Consider the following 19,919-nt stretch of genomic DNA (forward strand, 5'->3'; position numbering starts at 1 on the left):
AGGCGGGTCGCCTTGGGGCGCAGCGATTCCGGACGCGGCGGGGAGCGACGACTCCACGCCGTCGTTCCCCGGCGTCCGGCCGGACAGGATCGTCACGTGCCGGCTACTGCGTGATGTCGGAGGTCTGGTCCGACGTGGCCTCGGCAGACCCGGTGATGTCCTGGTTGATGATCGCGTCCTGCTGCGACACCGCCACGGCGTCGCTGCCGACCGAACCGACGTTCGCGGCGACCGCGGCGTCGATGGGTGCAGCGACGTTGGCGTTCGCCGCGACGGCGCCGTTGATGGGCGCGGCCACGTCGGCGTCGGCGTCCACGTTGACGTTGACGTCGAGCAGGTCGCCGTCGAGCAGGCCGCCGCTGGTGACGCTGCCCGTCGGGTCGGTCGTCGGGTCGGTCGTCGGCTCGGTCGCACCCTCGGTGGCTGTGCCCGTCGGGGCGCTGCCGTCGGTCGCGGGCGCGGCCGAACCGCCGTCGACGACGTCGTTGCCCTGGTCGATCCCGCTGTCCTGCGTGGCGTTCGCGGTGGCGTCGGTGTCGAGGCCCTGGTCGATGAGCACGCCCTGGTCGCTGAGCGCCTGTGCAGTCGAGTCGACGGAGAGGATGTTGGCTCCGACCGCGGCGTCGATCGGTGCGGCGACGTTGGCGTTCGCGGCGACGGCGAGGTCGATCGGGGCTGCGGCGTCGATGGCGAGGTCGATGTCGGCGTTGAGGTCGAGGATCGAGACGACCTCCTTGTCGGGCAGCGCGGTCGAGGTCTCGGCAGCGAGCTCCTCGGCCGACAGGCCGGCGGTCGGGTGGTCACTCATCGCAGGTCTCCGTTCTCGGCGGGCCGTCACTTGGTTGACGTCGGTCAGGCCCGTACCCGTCCGATTTGTCCTGCAACCACGACCCCCCGCCCGAGACGACTCGTCGGGTCGTTGTCGACTGCTACTCCTCGCGCGCAGGGCGGAACCAGGCAGCAGCCTCGGAAGACAGCTCGGCGTATGCCGTCCGGCCCGTCTCGCTCCCGGGCTCGCTCCCGGGCTCGCTCGTGAGCAGCAGCTGTCCCGGCACCGGAACCGGGCGCGCGGAGAGGTTGACCATGCACTGCCACCCCTCCGAGCGCTCGAACCGCAGCACCTCCGCATCCCCGGTGTCGATCCACGCGAAGTGCTCGTCCTGAACCAGACTGCGACGCAAGGCGATCGCCTGCCGGTAGAGCTCGAGCGTGCTGCCGGCGCGTCCGCTCTGGGACGCGGCGGCATACGCCCCGAACCACGCGGGCTGCGGCAGCCACGAGCCGTTGTCGCCGAAACCGAACGAGCTGCCCTCGGGGGTCCACGGCAGGGGAACACGGCATCCGTCGCGGCCCTTGAGCTGGTGACCGGTGCGCTCGTGGACAGGGTCCTGCAGGACGTCGGCCGGCAGGTCGGCCGCCTCGAGCAGGCCCAGCTCCTCCCCCTGGTAGAGGTAGGCCGACCCGGGCAGCGCGAGCATCAGGACGGTGGCGGCCCGTGCCCGGCGGGCAGCGACCTCCGGGTCCAGCGGCACGAGGGTCCCGTCGCTGCTCAGCCACGCATCGAGGTCGGTGCCGACCGGCAGCGCGTACCGGGTGGCGTGGCGGGGCACGTCGTGGCTCGAGAGCACCCACGTCATGGCCCCGCCGATGGAGGTGTGCTCCTCGATCGACCGGCTGATGACGGTTCGGAGCTGGTCAGGGTGCCACTCGGCCTTGAGCAGCGAGAAGTCGAAGACCTGGCCCAGCTCGTCCGGCCGGCCGTAGAGGTAGGTGCGGCTCGAGGTGGGGGTCCACGTCTCGGCCACGGCCATCCGCGGAGGGTCGTACTCGTCGAACACCTTGCGCCAGGAGCGATAGATCTCGTGGACCTCGTCGCGGTCGTAGAGCGGGTCGGAGCCGTCGAGCGGCAGCACGCGGTCGAGGTCGGGCTGGCTGCGCAGCGGGTGCGACAGGTCCTTCGCGAGGGAGTGCGCCACGTCGATGCGGAAGCCGTCGACCCCCCGGTCGGCCCAGAAGCGAAGGGTGTCGAGGTAGTACTCGCGCACCTGCTCGTCGTCCCAGTTGAGGTCGGGCTGCTCGCGGGCGAAGAGGTGGCAGTACCACTGGCCGTCGTCGGTGCGCTCCCAGGCCGAGCCCCCGAAGTGAGACTGCCAGTCGGCGGGCGGCTCGCTGCCTCCCGGGCCGGTTCCGTCGCGGAAGATGTAGCGCTGCCGTTCGGCGGAGCCCGGGCCCGCCCGGAGGGCCTCGAGGAACCAGGGGTGCTGGTCGGACGTGTGGTTGGGGACGATGTCGACGATCACCTTGATGCCGCGCTCGTGGGCATCGGTGACCAGCGCGTCGAAGTCGTCGAGGGTGCCGAGACGTGGGTCGACGTCGCGGTGGTCGGTGATGTCGTAGCCGCCGTCGGCCAGTGGCGAGGGGTAGAAGGGGCTCAGCCAGATCGCGTCGATGCCGAGCTCGGCGAGGTGGGACAGCCGGCTGCGGACGCCGGGCAGGTCGCCGATCCCGTCACCGTTCGCGTCGGCGAAGCTGCGTGGGTAGACCTGGTAGACGACGGCGGTGCGCCACCAGTCGCGGTCGGTCGTGGCGCTGGGCGGGGTCATCGACATGACGGGGAAGCTCCCTGTACTGGCGGGGGTGGGTGGGGTGGTCGGCCTGCCGCGCTCAGCCCTTGACGGCGCCGGCGAGCATGGCCCGGATGAAGTACTTCTGGAAGAGGAGGAACACGAGGATCGTCGGCGCCATGATGAGCAGCGCGCCGGCGTTGAGCAGCACCACGTCGGTCGAGTGGGCTCCGACGAATCCCTGCAGCGCCCCTGCCATGGTCCGCTTGTTCGGGTCGTCGATGAGCACGATCGCGAGCAGGAACTGGTTCCACGTGCTGAGGAACATCAGCACGCCGAGGGAGGCCAGCGCGGGGACGGCGAGCGGGAGCTGGATGTGACGGAACGCCTTCCACGGCCCGGCCCCGTCGATCGAGCTCGACTCGGAGATCTCCGCCGGCACGGACTGGAAGTGCGTGCGCATCCAGAAGACGGCGAAGGGCATGTTCAGGCCGATGAGCGGCAGGATGAGGCCGAGCTGGGTGTTGAGCAGGCCCAGCTGCTGCATCTGGTAGTAAAGCGGCACGACGACGATCTCGTAGGGCAGCGTCAACCCGAGGAGCAGGAGCAGGAAGAAGACGTTGCCGAAGGGGATCCGCAGCTGGGCGATGGCGTACGCGGCCATCGCGGAGATGAGCATCGCAATCGGCACGACGCCGACGACGAGCACGGCGCTCGACTGGACGAGGGTCGTGATGTTGGCGACGTTCCAGGCGTCGACGAAGTTGTGCCACTGGGGGTTCGTCGGGAACGAGATGCCCGCGGGCGCGCTCCCCTGCGGCTGGAGGGCCGCCGAGAACATCGACAGGAGCGGGAAGACGGAGAAGAGCGCGGCTGCGGTGAGCAGAACGGTCTTGAGCGCGGTGTCGCGCAGTCGAGCGAGCACGGGGATCACTTCTCCCTGAAGAAGCGCTGGATGGGCAGGATGACCGCGAGCACGATGAGGCTCAGCACGACGGCGAGCGCCGACGACTGGCCGATCCGGTTCTCGGTGAAGGCGAGCTGGTAGACCTGCACGCCCGGCACCTGCGTCGAGTAGCCGGGACCGCCCTGGGTCGACATGAAGACCACGTCGAAGCTCGCGAGAGCGGCGATGATGGTGATGGTGACGCAGACGCCGATCTCCTGTCGGAGCCCGGGGAGGGTGATGGCCCGGAACTGGTGGTAGCGGTTGGCGCCGTCGAGCGAGGCCGCCTCGTAGAGGCTCCCGTCGATCTTGCCGATGCCGGCCATGAGCAGCAGCGTGCAGAGGCCGGTCGCGAGCCAGGTGCCGATGATGCCGACGGCAGGCAGCGCCCACGTGAAGTCGCCGAGCCAGGCCCGCGTCAGCGAGTCGAGGCCGAGCGCCCGCAGCAGTTGGTTGACGGCGCCGCCGGGCGAGTACATCCACGTCCAGGCGATGGCCGAGGCCGCCCCGGGGATGATCTGCGGCAGGAACATCAGGGTGCGCGCCGCGCCGCCCGCCCACTTCGACCGGATCTCGCGCACGATCGAGGCCACGACGAGCCCGAGCAGCACCGGCAGGAACGTGAAGAAGATGATGAGGATGAAGGAGTGCACGATCGAGGCGAGCAGCTGTGGCTCGGTGAAGACCCGCGTGTAGTTGGCGAGGCCGACCGGCTTGCTGACGTTGATGCCGTCCCAGTCGAAGAACGAGTACTGGACGGCCGTGATGATCGGGTAGAGCTCGAACACGGCATACATGACGAGGGCGGGGAGGGCGAAGAGCCAGCCCGCCCAGCGAGCCCTCGACCTGACGCCGAGGTCCACGCGAGACAGGACACCGACGCCGGTCATCGCTTCAGCTCCTCGTCGTACTTGGTCTGCACGCTGGTGAGGAACTGCTCGGGCGTCGAGCTGCCCTCGAAGAGCAGCTGGCTCTCCGGCGTCCAGGCCCGGTTCGAGATCCCGGCCGTCGCGTTCTGCACGAAGGGCACCTGGCCACCCGCCGCGGAGACCTCGCCGAAGGCCTTCGTCACGTCACCGAGCACCGAGCCGCTCTTGATCGTCGGGGCCGTCTGTGAGCTGAGGCCGCTCGGCATGAAGCCGTTGTCGACGGCGATCTGGCGAGCCTCGTCGCTCGAGAGGAAGTCGAGGAAAGCGGCAGCAGCGTCCTTGTTCTCGGACTTGGACGGGATGCCGAAAGCGGTTGCGGCGTCGGACATCGCGGCGACCTGGCCGTCGGCCGTCGCAGGCGGCATCGGGAAGAATCCGACCTGACCGGGCATCGTCTTGTCGAGGTTCGCCGCGTCCCAGTTGCCCCACGGGAAGAAGAGGCCCTTGCCGGAGGCGAAGAGCGCGTCGGCCGCGGTGGCGTCGAGGGCGTTGACCGAGGCGGGGAAGAGCCCGGCGGAGTTCCAGCCCTGCACCGTCTTGGCGGCGGCGACGGCCTCCGGGGTGTTGATCGTCGCGCCCGGCGCGTTGAAAACCCACTTCGAGACCTTCTCGGGGCCCATGGCGGAGTTGACGAGCAGCTGGAACGGGAAGACGCCACCACCCTCCTTGTTCGCGACGACCATCCCGGTCAGCCCGGCCGCCTTGGCCCTGTCCATGTAGCCGGCGAGCTCGTCGACCGTCTTCGGCGGGGCCGTCATGCCGACCTGCTGCGCGAGCTTCTTGTTGTAGTAGAGGCCCGTCATCGTGAAGCCGCTCGCCTTGGCGTAGAGCGAACCCGAGCCGGCCACGCCGTCCTTCGCGCGGAACTGCGCGAGCTGCGAGGCGGGCAGCTTGTCCCAGCCGTATGCCGTCGCGTAGGCGTCGAGGTTCGTGAGCAGGTTGTTCTTCGTGCCCGCTGTCACGGAGATGACGCGCACGAGGTCGGGCGGGGTGGCCGAGGCGAGCTGCCGCGGCTGGTTCTGCGTCGTCACGTTGTCGGGGTCGTAGGTCGGGGTGATCGTCACGGTGGGGTGCTTCTTGGTGAACGCGGCGATGAGCGCGTCGTCAACGGCCTTGAGGCCCTGGCCGTCGTAGAGCCTGAGCGCCACGGGCTGCGAGCCGACCGAGGTGCTGACAGTGGTCGGTGTCGCGTCGGCCGCCGCCGCGTCGGACGCGGCGGGCCCGGGGGCGGAGCAGCCGGCAGCTCCGGCGACGGTGAGGGCGCCAAGCGCCACGACGACGGATCGACGGGTGGGACGGGAACGGTGACCTGCGTGCTGCATGGATTCCTCCTGCGTCGTTGAAGGAGCCGGCCACCTCGTGTCGCCGACCACTGCCTCATCCAGAGGCGGGATGGAAGCGCTGGAAACGCTTCCATTTCCGATGGTGATGGCAGTCGAGGGCTTCTGTCAATGCGAGGCTCCGGACTTCAAGACGGCTGTGTCTCCCCACCATGGCGCGCCACGCGTGCCGAAGGCCCGCTGCATGGATGCGTTTCCAGTGACGTACGGTGTACCCGTGGACGACTTGATCGCATCTCGCGCCCCGTCGAAGGTGACCCTGGTCGACATCGCCCGGCTGGCCGGCGTCGGCGTCGGTACCGCGTCGCGGGCCCTGAGCAACGCCAAGAACGTCGCCCCCGCCACCCGGGCGCGCGTCCTGCGCGTGGCCGAGGAGCACAACTACGTCGTCTCTCCCGAGGCGTCCAGGCTGGCCAAGGGCAACACCGGGCGCGTCGCCCTCGTCGTCCCCCACCTGTCCCGCTGGTTCTTCGGGTCCGTCGTCGAGGGGCTGGACTCGGTGCTGCGCGAGGCCGAGCTCGACGTGCTGCTCTACCAGGTCGGCGACGCCCGCGACCGGCGCGACTTCTTCGACCGGCTCCCGGCCCGCCGCAAGGTCGACGCGGTCGTCGTCGTCGGCTTCCAGGTCGAGGACGACGAGCGCACGCGCATGGAGACCATGGGAGTTCACATCGTGGCCGCGGGCGGCCAGTCGGCGGCCTACCCGTCCGTGCACATCGACGACTACGAGGCCAGCCGGCAGGCCGTCGACCACCTGCTCCATCTCGGCCACACGCGCATCGGCATGCTCGAGGCCGTCGACCCGGACCAGCCCAACCTCAGCGCAACCCGCTCGCCCGCCTACTACGACGCGCTCGAACGCGCCGGCATACCGGCGGACCCGACCCTCGTCGTCACCGCGCCCTGGGGCGGGGAGCACGGCGCCGCCTCGATGGGGCGGCTGCTCGGGCATGCCGAGCCACCGACCGCGGTGTTCGCCCACTCCGACGAGGTGGCCCTGGGCGCCATCCGCACCCTGCGACGTGCCGGGCTGCGTCCCGGAGACGACGTGTCCGTGGTGGGGATCGACGACCACCCGATGGCCGAGCTCACCGACCTCACGACCGTCCGGCAGCGGCCCGTCGAGCAGGGCGTCATCGCAGGCCGGCTGGTCCTCGACCTCCTCGGGGGCGGGGTGGCACCGCAGGCCTCCACGACCCTGCCCACCGAGCTGGTCGTTCGGGGCAGCACGGCCCCACCGCGTCGCCGCTGAGAGCCTTGACGTGGGGTAGTGCGAGATCGCATCATCTAGGTACTGCGATTTCGCAGCATCTCGTCGGCGAGACCTCGAGGAGCCCCCTGTGTCCACCACACGCACCAAGCCCGTCACACTGCCCCGCCACTCGAGCCCGAGCGACGACCCGGGGGTCACTGGGTCCGTCGCGAGAACGATGGCGCGGATGGCACGAGGGCGCGTGCTGCTCGGGAGCGGCGCGGCGTACGCCACGTTCGCGACCGTCTTCTTCACGACCTCCCTGCCGTTCACCATCCCCCGGGTCGAGGCCGTATGCCGGCAGGCGCCACCCGACGTGCGCTTCGCTCCCAGCGCCACGGACGTCCTGCGCTTCCTCGACGCGTGCGGGGTCGCGGGCCGCGAGAGCTACCGCAACCTGCAGCTGGCGGACCTCGCCTACCCCGCCGTGTTCGGCCTCTTCCTCGCCACGGCGCTGGCCTTCGTCATCTCCCGACTCACGCGGCCCGACTCACGGCTTCTCGCCCTCTCGGTCCTGCCGCTCCTCGGCGCCGCCTTCGACTACCTCGAGAACGCCTGCGCCTGGCTGGCGCTCGCGGCCCACCCCGAGCCGAGCGTGGCGAGTTCCCTGTTCGGCCTGGCGTCGGGGGCCAAGAACATCGCCTCCTGGGCGGCGGGCCTCGTGCTCGTCGGGGTCGTGGTCCTGCTCCTCGCGCGCACGACCCGCGACAGGTGGCGTGCGTCCCGAGGCGGAGTGGGCGCGGTCCGCGACGACGCTGGCCGACAGTGATGGCACGAGAGAGCTCACCTCCCGGCCCGTCGGGCCGAGGCGAGAGCGGGGCGCCGGAGGTGCCTGAGGGGCTGTCCAACGTGCTCTTCGACGTCTGGCTGGTGTCCCGGGCCGCAACCGCCCTCATCGACGAGGCCATCCGGGAGTCGGGCCTCGACGCCGACGAGTTCGCGATCTACTCGATCCTCGCCTCGACACGCGGGATGACGCCGAGCGAGCTGGCGCGCTGGATGGCCGCCCCGCCGACGACGGTGTCCAGCTACATCAAGCGGTTCGAACGACGCGGCCACGTGCGCAAGGCCGCTCACCCCGAGGACCGAAGGTCATACCACGTGCTCCTGACCGCCGACGGCGAGGCGGCTCACCTCGCCGCGGGAGCGCGGTTCCTGCCGCTGCTGGGCGACGTCCAGAGCCGGCTCGGGCGCGCGGGGGCGGACACCCATCGGCGGCTGCGCAGCCTGCACGAGTGTCTCGCCACCCTCGACGGCGAGCGGCACCAGGAGCGGTGACCCGACCCGCGCGAACCCGTACGCCGTCGAGGCGTGGACGTCGCGCTGCACCAAGAGCGTCAGACGCGAGAGAGAACGCGCGGGCCGGGCAGTCCCGAGAACCGAGGATCTATGTCGAGTGCTATAGATTTGGTGTACCACGCGTGCCATCCTTAAGCAAGAGGGCGAATGGACCACGACCCTCGACGGCCATCAGGTCAGGAGGTCCACCGTGACCGCACAGCACCCCGATCCCCGTGTCGACGTCCCCGAGGCCGATCGGCTCGAGCAGCAGACCCCCGCAGGGGCACCCGAGCCCGGCGACCGGTCCTCCGACGCTGCGGCACCACCCACGTCGACGGACACCGCGGATGTGGCAGACCGGCTCGAACAGCTCGAGGACGTGCCGTCGGAGGACGACGAGGACTACCCGCACGAGGTCTAGGACGCCTTACCCGGCGCGGGGCCAGCCCCGGGTCGCCGAGGATCTCCCACGTTCCCCATGCCCCAGGCCGCATGCCGTCAGGCGCGGGAATGTTGGCGCGACCGGCTGGGTTGTATACCCCATAGGGTATATTGGTGTCCGAGAGAAGCCGTTCCTGTCCAAGGAGATTCAATGTCCACGCAGAACTTGACCGCCGCCGACTTCGAGTCGTCCATCACCCGCGAGGGCATCACCCTCGTCGACTTCTGGGCCTCGTGGTGCGGGCCGTGCCGCATGTTCGCCCCGGTCTACGAGGCCGCGTCCGAGAAGCACCCCGACATCGTCTTCGGCAAGATCGACACCGAGGCGGAGCAGCAGCTCAGCGCCGCCGCCGGCATCACCTCGATCCCGACCCTCATGGCCTTCCGCGACGGTATCCTCGTCTTCAGCCAGCCGGGCGCGCTCCCCGCCGCCGCGCTGGAACAGGTCATCACCGCCGTCCGCAACCTCGACATGGACGACGTGCGCGCGAAGGTCACTGCGGCGCAGCCGGCCGACGCCTGAGCCCCACCAGCAGCCACCAGGCCGTGCGCTGCGCCCCAGGACGCGCCTGCGCCCGAGATCAGGAGAGAGACATGGACTACACGCTCACCACCACCGTCGAGGCGGACTTCGACGTGACCCTCGCCGAGACACGGGCCCGGCTGGCTGAGGTCGGCTTCGGCGTCCTCACGGAGATCGACCTCGCGTCCACCCTCAAGGCCAAGCTCGGCGTCGACATCGCCCCCCAGGTGATCCTCGGCGCCTGCCGGCCACCACTGGCTCACGCCGCCCTCGAGGCAGAGCCGTCCATCGGCGTCCTGCTGCCCTGCAACGTCGTCGTCCGCTCGATCGGCGAAGGCCACACCCTCGTCGAGGCTATGGACCCGGCGACCATGGTCGAGCTCACCGGCAACGACCGGCTCGCAGACATCGCCGCAGACGCACACGACCGACTGGCCCAGGCACTCCAGGCGCTCACGGCGTCGGGCGCACGCCGGCCATGAACCAGAAGGAGACTCGCATGGTCACACCGACAGCAGAGGAGATGGCGCCGATCCTCAACCGGCTCAAGCGCGCCCAGGGTCAGCTCGGAGGCGTCATCCGCCTCATCGAGGAGGGCCGCGACTGCCGCGACGTGGTCACCCAGCTCGCGGCCGTCAACAAGGCGCTCGACCGGGCCGGCTTCGCGATCATCTCGACCAACCTGCGCGAGTGCATGGCCTCGCCCGAGGGCCTGCAGGACGAGGACCAGGCCGCTCTCGAGAAGCTCTTCCTGAGCCTGGCCTGAGCCCCCGCATCACGACACACCAGCGGCGACCCCGGTGGGTGGGTCCGGACTCATGCGCATCAGGCGCGCCCACGCCGAACGCGTCGCTCCAACGCTGGGGGCAGTCCACCGCTCGACGACCGACGACCGTGACGGGCGGCGGACCGGGATCTCCGTATCAGGTGTCAGATCGATGGCGGGTCTCGTACATCCGCACGGCGACAAGCAGCCCCGAGAGCGCGGTGAGGGCCGCAACGACCCAGACTGCGGCGCGTACCCCGAGGGCGTCGGCCACGACACCGGCCAGGACCGCCCCGGCGGCGAAGCCGGCGTCGCGCCACAACCGGTAGGCACCCACCGCCCGGGCTCGCCACGCGGGGTGTGCGACGTCGCCGATCGCGGCGAGCAGGGTCGGGTAGACCATGGCGGTGCCTGCGCCGAGCAGGGCCGCGGCGAAGGCCCAGAGGGCGAACGAGTCGACGGCGGCGATGACGGCGAGCGCGACGGCCTGCACGAGCATCCCGGAGGCGATCATCCACTTCCGACCGACGTGGTCCGACAGGCCGCCGGTGACGAGCTGGCCCAGCCCCCACACGGCCGGGTAGATCGCCGCGAGGATGCCGATCTGCGACACGGACAGGCCGACGCCGGCGAAGAGGATCGGGAAGACGCCCCACGCCAGGCCGTCGTTGAGGTTGTTGACCAGTCCGGCCTGGCTCGCTGCCGACAGGGCCGGCTCTCGGAAGCTGGTCTGGGTGAACACCTGCCGGCTGGTCAGCGCGTCGTGGAGGTGGTCGTGCCGACCGTCCGGGCGGGCGCTGTGGCCGGCCGCCTCGAGCCGGGCGTGCCCGCGGGTCTCCTTGACGGCCAGGGTCGAGAGCCCCAGCCCGAGCGCTGCATAGGCGATGCCGAGCAGGAAGGGCGCCGGGCGCAGGCCGTGGGCCTGGGCGATATACCCGGTGGCCAGAGCGGTGCCCGCGACGGCGGCATACCCGGCGGCCTCGTTGAACCCCATCGCGAGGCCGCGCCGGGCGGGGCCGACGAGGTCGATCTTCATGACGACCGTGGTCGACCAGGTCATGCCCTGGCTGACGCCGAGCAGCACGTTGGCCGCGACGACCCAGCCCCACGTCGGGGCCCAGATGAGCAGCAGCGGCACCGGGAGCGCGACCAGCCAGCCGGCCACGAGGACCGGCTTGCGGCCGAACCGGTCCATCCACGAGCCGGCGACGTAGTTGGTCAGCGCCTTGGCGAGGCCGAAGACGAGGATGAAGGCGAGCCCGGCGGTGAATCCAATCAGCCCGAAGACGTCCTTGCCCAGCAGCGGGACGACCGTGCGTTCCTGGCCGAGCATGCCGCCGACGAGGGCGTTGACGGCCACGAGCGTCCCGAACTGGGCGAGATTCTGTCGGAGCCCCAGCACGATCCGGGGCTCGCCACCGGTCTGGCGCGTGCGCTGGAACGACATCAGCCGATCAGGCCCAGTGACCGGACGCCCGTGTACAAGGCGACGACGACGAGCAGCGTGGCGAACGCGATGGTGAGGTGCCGCGGGTTGGCCCGGCCGGCGAGTCGACCGCCGACGAGGCTGCCGACGACGGCGGCAGCGGTGAAGACCCCGATCATCGACCAGTCGAGGTGACCCGCCCCGGAGCCGAGCCTCGCGGCGAGCGCCGTGGCGCTGTTGACGCCGATGACGAGCAGCGAGGTGCCGACAGCCACCGGCATGGGGAAGCCGAGGGCCAGCACGAGGGCGGGGACGAGCGCGAAGCCGCCGCCGACGCCGAAGAAGCCGGTGAGGAGCCCGACGATCGTGGCTGTCACGAGGACCTTGGCGGCGCGCGGGCAGGCGCAGCTGAAGGGGCGCAGCGTCATCATCGGCTCGCCGGTGGGGTCGATGGCGTGGCCGAGCTCGCGGGGCGCCTTGACGGCGCGACGGACCATCAGGGCCGCGACGAGGAGCATCAGTGCCGCGAATGCGGTGAGCAGCGTCGTGGGTCTCACGGAGGTCGACAGCGCGGATCCGGTGAAGGAGCCGGCGGTGCCGAGCACGCCGAACATGAGCCCCTGGCCGAAACGGACGCGCTTGGCGCGGGCGTGCGGCACCAGGGCGAGCAGGGAGGTGAGCCCCACGATGACGAGCGAGCTCGTCGTGGCCGTGCGCGCGTCCTGACCCAGGACGTAGACGAGGGCGGGGACGGTCAGGATGGAGCCCCCGCCACCAAGGGCTCCGAGCGACAGTCCGATGGCGATCCCGAGCGGGATGGCGATCAGCATGCGAGGCGGTCCTCTCGTGGTGGTCGGCGTCGGGAGACGTGGTGGCCCCCGGCGCGCCACCGGTCAGCGGCTCGTGCGGCTGGCCGGCGGCGCGCGCCGTGTGCGGGTCGCGGGCTCAGCGGTTGAACAGCCGCGAGAGGAAGCCGCCCGAGGCGGACTCACCCTTCTCGTGGCCGTCGCAGCGCTGGGCCGGGGGGACGTTGCGCATGACCTGGTCGACGTGCTGGCCGCAGCCGGCCCAGGTCGTCTTGCCGCAGGTCCGGCAGGTGGCGGGTCGACACATGATGGTTCTCCTTGGTGTTTGCCGGCGGGTGCCGGGGACGGGTGATGCGCGGGTGGCGCGGGGGGCGGGGTGGCGCGGGTTCCGAGCGGGACGGGCGTATGCCGTGTGGCGGGCCGGCGCGGGTCAGGAGGCGCTGGCGTGCGCGAGGTCCCAGGCGCCGTAGCCGCCGAGGATGTCGGAGACGTCCGCGAAGCCGCCGGCGCGCAGCAGGCTCGCCCCGACCGAGCTGCGCCAACCGCCCGCGCAGTAGACGACGACGGGGCGCTCGGCGTTGAGCTCATGGGACCGGAGGCCCAGCTCTGCCAGCGGGATGTGGCGGGCGCCGGGCACCATGCCGGACTCGATCTCTCCGGCGTTGCGGATGTCGACGACCTGCACGTCGGCGCGCGCCGTCGCCTCGTCGACGTCGGCGACCGACAGGCGGCTGGCCCGGTCGACCTGGTCCTGGTGCGTCAGGAAGTACTCCTCGACGTCCGCCACGTATCCCACGACGTGGTCGTAGCCGATGCGGGCGAAGCGGGTGGCGACCTCCTGCTCCTGGCCCTCGGGGGCAACGACGACGATCTCGTTCTCGGGCGAGAAGACCATGCCGACGGTCTCGGCCATCCGGCCGTCGACGGGCACGTTCACCGAGCCGCGCAGGTGCGCCGCCGCGAACTCCTGCACGTCGCGCGCGTCGTGGATGCGGGCGCCGCGGGCCAGGGCCGCCTCGACCTCGGCGCCATCGAGTGCGGGCACGCTCGCGTCGAGGTCGCGCAGGTCGCGGGACTGCTTGTTGAGCGTGGCGTTGTAGGCGAAGTAGGCCGGTGCCGTGGGCTGCCCGGCCGTCACGACCTCGAGGAACTGCTCCTCGGTCATCGGCTGGCACGCGTAGTTGAAGCGCCGCTGCTCACCGATGGTCGACTGGCGCTCGGTCGAGAGGTTCTTGCCGCAGGCCGAGCCCGCCCCGTGAGCGGGGAACACGCGTACGTCGTCGGGCAGCCCCATGAGCTTGCGCTGGACCGAGTCGTAGAGCATCTGCCCGAGCTCGGTCGCCGTGACACCGACGGAGGCGAGCAGGTCGGGGCGGCCGACGTCGCCGATGAAGAGGGCGTCTCCGGTGAGCACGCCGTAGGCGACCTCGTCGTCGGCGTGTTCGCGGACGAGGACCGAGATCGACTCGGGCGTGTGGCCGGGCGTCGTCATGACCTCGAGGGTCACGTCACCCAGGGAGATCCGCTCCCTGTCGGTGAGCGAGCGCACCGGGAAGTCGGCGACGGCCGCGTCTCCGTAGCCGATCCACGCGCCGGTGGCCCGGGCCAGCTCGAGGTGCCCGGAGACGAAGTCGGCGTGGAAGTGGGTGTTGATGATTCCGACGATCGTCAGGCCGCGCGCTTCGGCGTCGGCCAGGTACTCCGCGACGTCGCGTCGCGGGTCGACGACGACGGCCAGACGGCTCTTCTCGTCGGCGATGAGATAGGACGCCTGCGACAGGCAGTCGAGGTAGTACTGGGTGAAGATCACGGTTCCTCCAGGTGTGGCGGGAAGTTCTGGACCACCATAACAGATACCCCTAGGGGTATCGAGAGAACGGGTCTCGCGGCCGACACGGAGGCTTCACACCAGGCCCCGTTCACCCTTCACGCACGACGCGTTGACTGAAGGTGTGAAGGACTCGGACCACCCGAGCCCACCGTCCGGGAAGGACAGGACCATGAAGACGTGGATGACCCGCCCGCTGGCTCTCGCCACCGCAGCCGTCGTCGTGGGGGCGGGCGCCGGGATCTCTGCCGCCGCTGCCTCCGGAGGCGTCGCCGGGGTACCTCCGGAGGCCGCCGCTGCGGTGAGCAGCGCCACCGCGGCCGACGCAGCCCTGACGCAGCTGCTGCGGTTCGGCAGCGAGGAGGAGCGGATGGCGCGCGACCTCTATGCCGCCTTCGCCGCACGCTACGGCGAGGGGACGCCCTTCGCGTGGATCTCCGCGAGCGAGCAGCGCCACCTCGACGCCATGGGCACCCTCCTGACGAGGTATGCCGTCACGGACCCCGGGTCGGGCAAGGCCGCCGGGACGTACGCCGACGCGACGATCCAGTCGCTCTACGACCGCTGGCTGGCGCAGGGCAACGCGTCGCTCGCCGCCGCCTACCAGGTCGGCGTCGCCCTGGAGCAGCGCGACATCGCCGACCTGCGGACCGCGGTCACGAAGACGACCGCCTCGGACGTGCGTCAGGTCCTCACCCACCTGCAGCGGGCGTCGGAGCACCACCTCGCCGCCTTCGAGGCCGCGGCAGCGGGCCGCACCGTCACGGGGCCGGGCGCCGGCATGGGCCCGGGTGCCGGCATGGGCCCGGGTGCCGGCATGGGCCCGGGTGCGGGCATGGGGCCGGGCGCCCGGGTGGGTGCGACCGACCGGGACGGCACGTGCCCGATGTGGGACGACGCCCGCTGACTACCGCCGTCGCCGGTCGACCGCAGGACCGGTCGGGTCGGACGCCGCGACGGGACGCGGGGCGGCGGGGTGCGTCGCTGTGCGGTGCGTCGCGGCGGGGTGCGTCGCAGTGGGGTGCGTCGCGGCGAAGAGGGGCAGAGCCGCGGTGAAGGTGGAACCGCGACCGCGCCCGGCCGACGCGGCGGTGAGCTCGCCGCCGTGTGCGCGCACGATGCCCCGGGCCACGGTCAACCCGATGCCCGAGCCGGACTCGGCACCCACGCTCCGGCGCCCGGGCACCCGGTAGAAGCGCTCGAACACCCGCTCGAGGTCGGCCGCGTCCAGGCCCTCGCCGGTGTCGGACACCTGCACCAGCGCCTGCCCGTCACGCCGCGTGCACGTCACGGCGATGCGGCCCCCCGGGGCGGTGGCGCGAATGGCGTTGCCGACCAGGTTGGTCACAACCTGCGCGAACCGGTCCGGGTCGACCAGGGCCACGACCGCGTCCGCGGCCGGAGCGTGCAGCTCGAGCCCGGCGTCCTGCGCCTGCGGACGCATCCGTTCCGCTGCGCGGCGCACGAGCGTGCCGAGGTCGTGGGGCCTGACGGCGAGGTCCAGCCGTCCCTCCTCCGCGCGCGACAGCGCCGAGAGGTCGTCGGCCAGGCGCCGCAGCCGGCGGACCTCGTCGCCGACGCTCCCGAGCGAGGCCGGGTCGCGAGGCAGGACGCCGTCGATCATGCCCTCGACGTAGCCGTCGATCACGGTCAGCGGGGTTCGCATCTCGTGCGCGAGCTCCCCGAGCAGGCGGACACGGCGGGCCTCCGCGCCCGCCATGGCGGCGCCGAGGCGGTTGAGGTCGGTGGCCAGCTCGGCGAGCTCGGCCTCGTGCGGCACCGACACGACCGTGGCGTAGTCACCGCCTGCCATCCGGCGCGCCGCACGGCCCATGGCGCCCAGTGGACGCAGGAGCCGCCAGGCGGCGAACGCCCCGAACGTCGCGGCGGCCACGCTGCCGAGGAGCGCTCCGACGAGGAGGGCCTGGTCCACCGAGTCGGCGAACTGCGTGCGCAGTGAGGCCTCCCCCGCGCGCCCCATGCCCATCCCGGTGCCCATGCCCGCGCGGTTCATCGAGCTGTCGAACAGCGTGGGGGCCAGCTGCCGCACGATGACGAAGGTCGCGACGGTCCCGATGAGTGCGACGACCAGGTGCGAGAGGACGAGTCGTGTCGACAGGCGGTTCATGACGCTCCCTCCAGGACTTCGGGCAGGAAGCGGTAGCCGACCCCCCGGACGGTGCCGATGACCCGTGGGTCCGCCGCGTCGTCGCCCAGGGCGCGCCTCATGTTGCGGACGTGCACGTCCACGACTCGCTCGTCGCCGAAGAAGTCGTAGCCCCAGACCTGTTCGAGGAGCTGCCCGCGGGAGAAGACGCGACCGGGACTCCGGGCCATCGCGGCCAGCAGGTCGAACTCCAGGGCGGACAGGTCGACCGGGACGCCCCTGCGATGCACCTCGCGCCGGTCCTCGTCGATGGACAAACCCTCGAAGGCGAGCACGGCGACGGCGCGGCGCGCGGGGCTCGCGTCGCCGGTCGTCGCCGCATCGCGCGGTGCTCGGCGCAGCACGGCTTTGGCTCGCGCGACGATCTCACGCGGGCTGAAGGGCTTGGTGACGTAGTCGTCGGCACCCACGCCCAGGCCGACGAGCTTGTCCACCTCCTCCGACCGGGCCGTCACGAGGATGACCGGCACCTGCGATTCCTGGCGCAGGGTGCGCAGCACCTCGATGCCGTCGACATCGGGGAGGCGCACGTCGAGCAGCACGAGCGAGGGGCCTTCCGAACGCACCAGACGCAGCGCATCGCCACCGGTGCCGGCCTCCGTGACGCTGAACCCGTCGGCCTCCAGGTAGGCCCTCAGCACGGCGCGGATCTGCGGCTCGTCGTCGACCACGAGGACCTGTCGCTCCATCGGTGCCCCCTTCCAGGGCCTGCTCCGTCCCGTTCCCCATGATACCCGCTGGGGTATGCCGTCATGAGCAGTTCGACGCCTACGGTGCCCCATCCGTGACATCGTGGATCGGCCCCGGTCCCGCTCCACCAGGAGGCACGATGACCAGCTCGCCCTCCGCAGCCACGACGGTCCTGTCCGACCTCGGAGGGTGCCGGCCGTGGCAGGAGGACTTCTACCGCCACCTGCACCAGCACCCGGAGCTGTCCCACCAGGAGCACGAGACGGCAGCTGCCGTCGCCGAGCGGCTGCGCGGGAGCGGCTACGAGGTGACCGAAGGCATCGGCGGCACCGGCGTCGTCGGGATCCTGCGCAACGGCGACGGCCCCTCGGTGCTGCTGCGCGCCGACATGGACGCCCTGCCGGTCGAGGAGGCGACCGGGCTGCCGTACGCGAGCACGGCCACGGCGACCGCCGGCGACTCCGCCGAGCCGGTGCCTGTCATGCACGCCTGCGGCCACGACGTGCACGTCACCTGCCTGCTCGGCGCCGCCGACCTGCTCGCCCGCCACCGCGATGCATGGAGCGGCACGGTCGTGGCGCTGTTCCAGCCCGCCGAGGAGCTCGGCGACGGCGCCCGCCGGATGGTCGACGACGGGCTGGCCGGGGTCGTGGGCCCCGTGGACGTCGCCCTCGCCCAGCACGTGCTGCCCGGCGTCGCCGGCACCGTGGGCACCCGGTCGGGAGCGGTGCTGTCGGCCGCCGACAGCATGCGCGTGACGGTGCACGGGCGCGGCGCCCACGGCTCGATGCCGCAGGCAGCGGTCGACCCGGTCGTGCTGGCCGCGATGATCGTCGTGCGGCTGCAGACCGTCGTCTCACGCGAGGTCGCGCCGACGACGCCGGCCGTCCTCACCGTCGGCAGCATCCAGTCCGGCACGAAGAGCAACGTCATCGGCGACCGCGCCGTCCTCGAGCTCAACGTGCGCACGTTCGACGAGCGGACCCGCGCGTCGGTGCTCGAGGCGATCCGCCGCATCGTCGTCGCGGAGTGCCAGGCGTCCGATGCGCCGGGCGAGCCCGAGTTCGAGCTCTTCGACCGGTTCCCGCCCACGGTCAACGACGACGCGACGACGCAACGGGTCCGCACCGCCTTCGCCGAGCACTTCGGCGAGCTCGCGACCGAGCTGCCGCTGCAGAGCGCGAGCGAGGACTTCAGCGACCTGCCCACCGCGCTCGGCGTCCCCTACACCTACTGGGGCATCGGCGGCACCGACCCCGACGCGTACCGCGCGGCCGTCGAGGCGGGCACCGTCGCCAAGGACGTGCCCGTCAACCACTCCCCCTTCTTCGCGCCCGTCGTGCAACCGACGCTCGACACCGGCACCTCGGCCCTCGTCGTCGCCGCGCTCGCCTGGCTCGGACACCGAGCGGCTCGATGAGCCCGACGTCGTGGGCGTGGTCGCCCTGCGCTGTTACGCACGTGCTGCGAACCAGGGTCGGGCCGCCCGCATCAGAGGATGGACGTGAGCACTCCGCCGTCTGCGCGTACCGCGGCGCCGTTCGTCGCGGATGCGAGCGGGCTCGCCAGGTAGACCGCCAGACTGGCGATCTCTGACGGGTCGATGAAGCGCTGCAGCAGTGACGTCCGGTTGCCGGCGACGATGGCGCTCTTGAGGTCATCGACAGGAATGCCCTGTGCCTGCGAGATCCGGCTGACCGCGTCAGCGACGCCGTCCGAGTAGGTGGGTCCGCCAAGGATCGTGTTCACCGTGACCTCCGTGCCCCGCGTGCGCTTGGCGAGGCTGTTGCCGAGGGCCAGAACTGCCGCCTTGGTCATCCCGTAGTGGGCCATGTCAGCGGGAACGTTCACCCCGGACTCGCTGCTGATGAAGATGATCCGCCCCCAGCCCGTGGCGAGCATCGCGTCGAGGACGTGACGAGAGAGCCGGACTCCGCTCATGACGTTGACGTCGAAGTAGCGCTGCCAGTCCGCGTCGGAGATCGCCTCGAACGGCGTGACGTCGAACTGCCCCACGTTGTTCACGAGCACGTCGAGGTGCCCCAGCCGGTCGAGCATGCGCTGCACCTGGGTCGCATCCGCGAAGTCAGCGGTCAGTGCGCTCACGTCGGCCCCGGGCACGAGCCCCCGAAGGCGGTCCACCGCCGCGTCGACACGACCCGCGTCCCGGCCGTTGATGACGACCGAGGCGCCTTCCGAGAGCATGGCCTTCGCAATCGCGAACCCGATGCCCCGCGTCGAACCACTCACGAAGGCGCGCTTGCCCTGTAGCTGCATGTCCATGCTTCTGTGCCTGCTCCCGATCGACCGCGGACTTGCTTGGTCAAGTCATCGACGACGTTATCACTTGCTCAGTCAAGTCATGGATCGGCGGTTCTCCCACGCCCTGTCCTACGCTGCTGGCATGTCAGACGCCGGCCACCCCGCATCGCTCGAGGGCGAGGACCTGGAGACCTGGGCCGCGCTGGCCACCGTCCTCGAGTGGCTACCGCCCGCCTTGGACGGACAGCTGCAGCGAGCCGTGGGACTCACCCACTTCGAGTACGGCATCCTCTACGCGCTTGCCAACGCGCCGGACCGCCGGCTGCGCATGAGCGTGCTCGCCGGCTACGCCAACAGCTCGCTGTCGCGCCTGTCCCGTGCCGCCACCCGCCTGGAGGCCAAGGGACTGCTGCAGCGCACCCCGGACCCGAGCGACGGGCGCTACACCCTCGGCATCCTGACTGCCGCCGGTCATCGCACGTTCGAGCAGGCAACCCCCGGTCACGTGGAGACGGTGCACCGGCTCGTCCTCGATCGGCTCACCCAGCCACAGCGGCGCCAGCTCCGCGACATCAGTCACCGCATCACGCGAGCCATCCGGGCCGACCAGGGCTGGCAGCCGCCCGAGACCGCGTAGCTCGCGCCATCGACCGGCGATCAACCCCCTGGCACATGCAAGAGGCCCTGTCCTGCGTCTC

22 protein-coding genes are annotated in these 19,919 nt (G+C 71.2%); 10 read left to right on the forward strand and 12 right to left on the reverse strand.

Features of this window, described 5'->3' with window-relative positions; genetic code table 11:
* Nucleotides 1-103: 103 nt before the first annotated feature.
* The 5 genes from ACXR8F_RS03190 to ACXR8F_RS03210 all read right to left on the reverse strand — a co-directional run bounded on the left by ACXR8F_RS03190 (nt 104) and on the right by ACXR8F_RS03210 (nt 5,761).
* Entirely contained in the window at nt 104-808 is a 705-nt protein-coding gene (locus ACXR8F_RS03190) for a peptidoglycan-binding protein (RefSeq protein WP_458798696.1), read from the reverse strand.
* Between the two features lie 121 nt (nt 809-929).
* Entirely contained in the window at nt 930-2,609 is a 1,680-nt protein-coding gene (locus tag ACXR8F_RS03195) for a glycoside hydrolase family 13 protein (protein WP_458798697.1), read from the reverse strand.
* A gap of 55 nt (nt 2,610-2,664) precedes the next feature.
* On the reverse strand, nt 2,665-3,489 hold the full coding sequence (locus ACXR8F_RS03200; protein ID WP_458798698.1) for a carbohydrate ABC transporter permease: 825 nt from the start codon (nt 3,487-3,489) through the stop codon (nt 2,665-2,667).
* A 5-nt stretch (nt 3,490-3,494) separates the two neighbouring features.
* Nucleotides 3,495-4,400 carry a carbohydrate ABC transporter permease gene (locus tag ACXR8F_RS03205; RefSeq protein ID WP_458798699.1) on the reverse strand — a complete coding sequence of 302 codons (906 nt, stop codon included), beginning with the start codon at nt 4,398-4,400 and terminating at the stop codon, nt 3,495-3,497.
* On the reverse strand, nt 4,397-5,761 hold the full coding sequence (locus ACXR8F_RS03210) for an ABC transporter substrate-binding protein (protein WP_458798700.1): 1,365 nt from the start codon (nt 5,759-5,761) through the stop codon (nt 4,397-4,399). The genes ACXR8F_RS03205 and ACXR8F_RS03210 overlap by 4 nt, the downstream gene beginning before the upstream one ends.
* A gap of 235 nt (nt 5,762-5,996) precedes the next feature.
* Between ACXR8F_RS03210 and ACXR8F_RS03215 the strand changes: the two genes are divergently transcribed.
* The 7 genes from ACXR8F_RS03215 (at nt 5,997) to ACXR8F_RS03245 (ending at nt 10,042) form a co-directional block, all read left to right on the forward strand.
* Nucleotides 5,997-7,031 carry a LacI family DNA-binding transcriptional regulator gene (locus ACXR8F_RS03215; protein ID WP_458798701.1) on the forward strand — a complete coding sequence of 345 codons (1,035 nt, stop codon included), beginning with the start codon at nt 5,997-5,999 and terminating at the stop codon, nt 7,029-7,031.
* Between the two features lie 187 nt (nt 7,032-7,218).
* Nucleotides 7,219-7,800 carry a hypothetical protein gene (locus ACXR8F_RS03220; RefSeq protein ID WP_458798702.1) on the forward strand — a complete coding sequence of 194 codons (582 nt, stop codon included), beginning with the start codon at nt 7,219-7,221 and terminating at the stop codon, nt 7,798-7,800.
* A 59-nt stretch (nt 7,801-7,859) separates the two neighbouring features.
* Nucleotides 7,860-8,309, forward strand: coding sequence for a MarR family winged helix-turn-helix transcriptional regulator (locus tag ACXR8F_RS03225; RefSeq protein WP_458798703.1), 450 nt, complete (start codon nt 7,860-7,862; stop codon nt 8,307-8,309).
* Between the two features lie 211 nt (nt 8,310-8,520).
* The gene (locus tag ACXR8F_RS03230; protein WP_458798704.1) at nt 8,521-8,733 is read left to right on the forward strand and encodes a hypothetical protein; all 213 of its coding nucleotides are present in this window, start codon (nt 8,521-8,523) and stop codon (nt 8,731-8,733) included.
* A 171-nt stretch (nt 8,734-8,904) separates the two neighbouring features.
* The gene (gene trxA, locus ACXR8F_RS03235) at nt 8,905-9,276 is read left to right on the forward strand and encodes a thioredoxin (RefSeq protein WP_045191387.1); all 372 of its coding nucleotides are present in this window, start codon (nt 8,905-8,907) and stop codon (nt 9,274-9,276) included.
* Between the two features lie 71 nt (nt 9,277-9,347).
* Nucleotides 9,348-9,758, forward strand: a complete 411-nt coding sequence (locus tag ACXR8F_RS03240) for a DUF302 domain-containing protein (RefSeq protein ID WP_458798705.1) — start codon at nt 9,348-9,350, stop codon at nt 9,756-9,758.
* Between the two features lie 17 nt (nt 9,759-9,775).
* Nucleotides 9,776-10,042, forward strand: coding sequence for a metal-sensitive transcriptional regulator (locus ACXR8F_RS03245; protein ID WP_045191385.1), 267 nt, complete (start codon nt 9,776-9,778; stop codon nt 10,040-10,042).
* Nucleotides 10,043-10,199: 157 nt separating this feature from the next.
* Here the strand turns inward: ACXR8F_RS03245 and ACXR8F_RS03250 are convergent, their stop codons facing one another.
* From ACXR8F_RS03250 to ACXR8F_RS03265, 4 genes are all read right to left on the reverse strand, one after another.
* Nucleotides 10,200-11,489, reverse strand: a complete 1,290-nt coding sequence (locus ACXR8F_RS03250) for an MFS transporter (RefSeq protein ID WP_458798706.1) — start codon at nt 11,487-11,489, stop codon at nt 10,200-10,202.
* The gene (locus ACXR8F_RS03255) at nt 11,489-12,298 is read right to left on the reverse strand and encodes a sulfite exporter TauE/SafE family protein (protein ID WP_458798707.1); all 810 of its coding nucleotides are present in this window, start codon (nt 12,296-12,298) and stop codon (nt 11,489-11,491) included. The genes ACXR8F_RS03250 and ACXR8F_RS03255 overlap by 1 nt, the downstream gene beginning before the upstream one ends.
* A 115-nt stretch (nt 12,299-12,413) precedes the next feature.
* The gene (locus tag ACXR8F_RS03260) at nt 12,414-12,581 is read right to left on the reverse strand and encodes a hypothetical protein (RefSeq protein WP_458798708.1); all 168 of its coding nucleotides are present in this window, start codon (nt 12,579-12,581) and stop codon (nt 12,414-12,416) included.
* Between the two features lie 123 nt (nt 12,582-12,704).
* Nucleotides 12,705-14,084 (reverse strand): MBL fold metallo-hydrolase, encoded by a 1,380-nt coding sequence (locus ACXR8F_RS03265; RefSeq protein WP_045191382.1) that lies wholly within the window; start codon nt 14,082-14,084, stop codon nt 12,705-12,707.
* 190 nt (nt 14,085-14,274) lie between these two features.
* Here ACXR8F_RS03265 and ACXR8F_RS03270 point away from each other — a divergent pair, with 190 nt between their 5' ends.
* Nucleotides 14,275-15,009: a DUF2202 domain-containing protein gene (locus ACXR8F_RS03270; protein ID WP_458798709.1), complete on the forward strand. Its 735-nt coding sequence runs from the start codon at nt 14,275-14,277 to the stop codon at nt 15,007-15,009.
* On the opposite strand, the gene ACXR8F_RS03275 is transcribed toward ACXR8F_RS03270, so the two are convergent.
* Entirely contained in the window at nt 15,010-16,230 is a 1,221-nt protein-coding gene (locus ACXR8F_RS03275; RefSeq protein WP_458798710.1) for a sensor histidine kinase, read from the reverse strand.
* The gene (locus tag ACXR8F_RS03280; RefSeq protein WP_458798711.1) at nt 16,227-16,958 is read right to left on the reverse strand and encodes a response regulator; all 732 of its coding nucleotides are present in this window, start codon (nt 16,956-16,958) and stop codon (nt 16,227-16,229) included. The genes ACXR8F_RS03275 and ACXR8F_RS03280 overlap by 4 nt, the downstream gene beginning before the upstream one ends.
* Nucleotides 16,959-17,098: 140 nt before the next feature.
* Between ACXR8F_RS03280 and ACXR8F_RS03285 the strand changes: the two genes are divergently transcribed.
* On the forward strand, nt 17,099-18,379 hold the full coding sequence (locus ACXR8F_RS03285) for an amidohydrolase (protein WP_458798712.1): 1,281 nt from the start codon (nt 17,099-17,101) through the stop codon (nt 18,377-18,379).
* Nucleotides 18,380-18,450: 71 nt separating this feature from the next.
* Here the strand turns inward: ACXR8F_RS03285 and ACXR8F_RS03290 are convergent, their stop codons facing one another.
* Nucleotides 18,451-19,242, reverse strand: a complete 792-nt coding sequence (locus ACXR8F_RS03290) for an SDR family NAD(P)-dependent oxidoreductase (RefSeq protein ID WP_458798713.1) — start codon at nt 19,240-19,242, stop codon at nt 18,451-18,453.
* Nucleotides 19,243-19,363: 121 nt separating this feature from the next.
* Here ACXR8F_RS03290 and ACXR8F_RS03295 point away from each other — a divergent pair, with 121 nt between their 5' ends.
* Nucleotides 19,364-19,858, forward strand: coding sequence for a MarR family winged helix-turn-helix transcriptional regulator (locus tag ACXR8F_RS03295; protein WP_458798714.1), 495 nt, complete (start codon nt 19,364-19,366; stop codon nt 19,856-19,858).
* The last annotated feature ends 61 nt before the right edge of the window (nt 19,859-19,919 follow it).

This window comes from Terrabacter sp. AAH1 (assembly GCF_054456855.1).

Excerpts from the sequence above, each read along its gene's own strand:
- ACXR8F_RS03190 (WP_458798696.1), bottom strand. The coding sequence starts at position 808 with ATGAGTGACCACCCGACCGCCGGCCTGTCGGCCGAGGAGCTCGCTGCC.
- ACXR8F_RS03195 (WP_458798697.1), bottom strand. The coding sequence starts at position 2,609 with ATGTCGATGACCCCGCCCAGCGCCACGACCGACCGCGACTGGTGGCGC.
- ACXR8F_RS03205 (WP_458798699.1), bottom strand. The coding sequence starts at position 4,400 with ATGACCGGCGTCGGTGTCCTGTCTCGCGTGGACCTCGGCGTCAGGTCG.
- ACXR8F_RS03210 (WP_458798700.1), bottom strand. The coding sequence starts at position 5,761 with ATGCAGCACGCAGGTCACCGTTCCCGTCCCACCCGTCGATCCGTCGTC.
- ACXR8F_RS03220 (WP_458798702.1), top strand. The coding sequence starts at position 7,219 with ATGGCACGAGGGCGCGTGCTGCTCGGGAGCGGCGCGGCGTACGCCACG.
- trxA (WP_045191387.1), top strand. The coding sequence starts at position 8,905 with ATGTCCACGCAGAACTTGACCGCCGCCGACTTCGAGTCGTCCATCACC.
- ACXR8F_RS03240 (WP_458798705.1), top strand. The coding sequence starts at position 9,348 with ATGGACTACACGCTCACCACCACCGTCGAGGCGGACTTCGACGTGACC.
- ACXR8F_RS03245 (WP_045191385.1), top strand. The coding sequence starts at position 9,776 with ATGGTCACACCGACAGCAGAGGAGATGGCGCCGATCCTCAACCGGCTC.
- ACXR8F_RS03250 (WP_458798706.1), bottom strand. The coding sequence starts at position 11,489 with ATGTCGTTCCAGCGCACGCGCCAGACCGGTGGCGAGCCCCGGATCGTG.
- ACXR8F_RS03255 (WP_458798707.1), bottom strand. The coding sequence starts at position 12,298 with ATGCTGATCGCCATCCCGCTCGGGATCGCCATCGGACTGTCGCTCGGA.
- ACXR8F_RS03260 (WP_458798708.1), bottom strand. The coding sequence starts at position 12,581 with ATGTGTCGACCCGCCACCTGCCGGACCTGCGGCAAGACGACCTGGGCC.
- ACXR8F_RS03270 (WP_458798709.1), top strand. The coding sequence starts at position 14,275 with ATGAAGACGTGGATGACCCGCCCGCTGGCTCTCGCCACCGCAGCCGTC.
- ACXR8F_RS03275 (WP_458798710.1), bottom strand. The coding sequence starts at position 16,230 with ATGAACCGCCTGTCGACACGACTCGTCCTCTCGCACCTGGTCGTCGCA.
- ACXR8F_RS03280 (WP_458798711.1), bottom strand. The coding sequence starts at position 16,958 with ATGGAGCGACAGGTCCTCGTGGTCGACGACGAGCCGCAGATCCGCGCC.
- ACXR8F_RS03285 (WP_458798712.1), top strand. The coding sequence starts at position 17,099 with ATGACCAGCTCGCCCTCCGCAGCCACGACGGTCCTGTCCGACCTCGGA.
- ACXR8F_RS03290 (WP_458798713.1), bottom strand. The coding sequence starts at position 19,242 with ATGGACATGCAGCTACAGGGCAAGCGCGCCTTCGTGAGTGGTTCGACG.
- ACXR8F_RS03295 (WP_458798714.1), top strand. The coding sequence starts at position 19,364 with ATGTCAGACGCCGGCCACCCCGCATCGCTCGAGGGCGAGGACCTGGAG.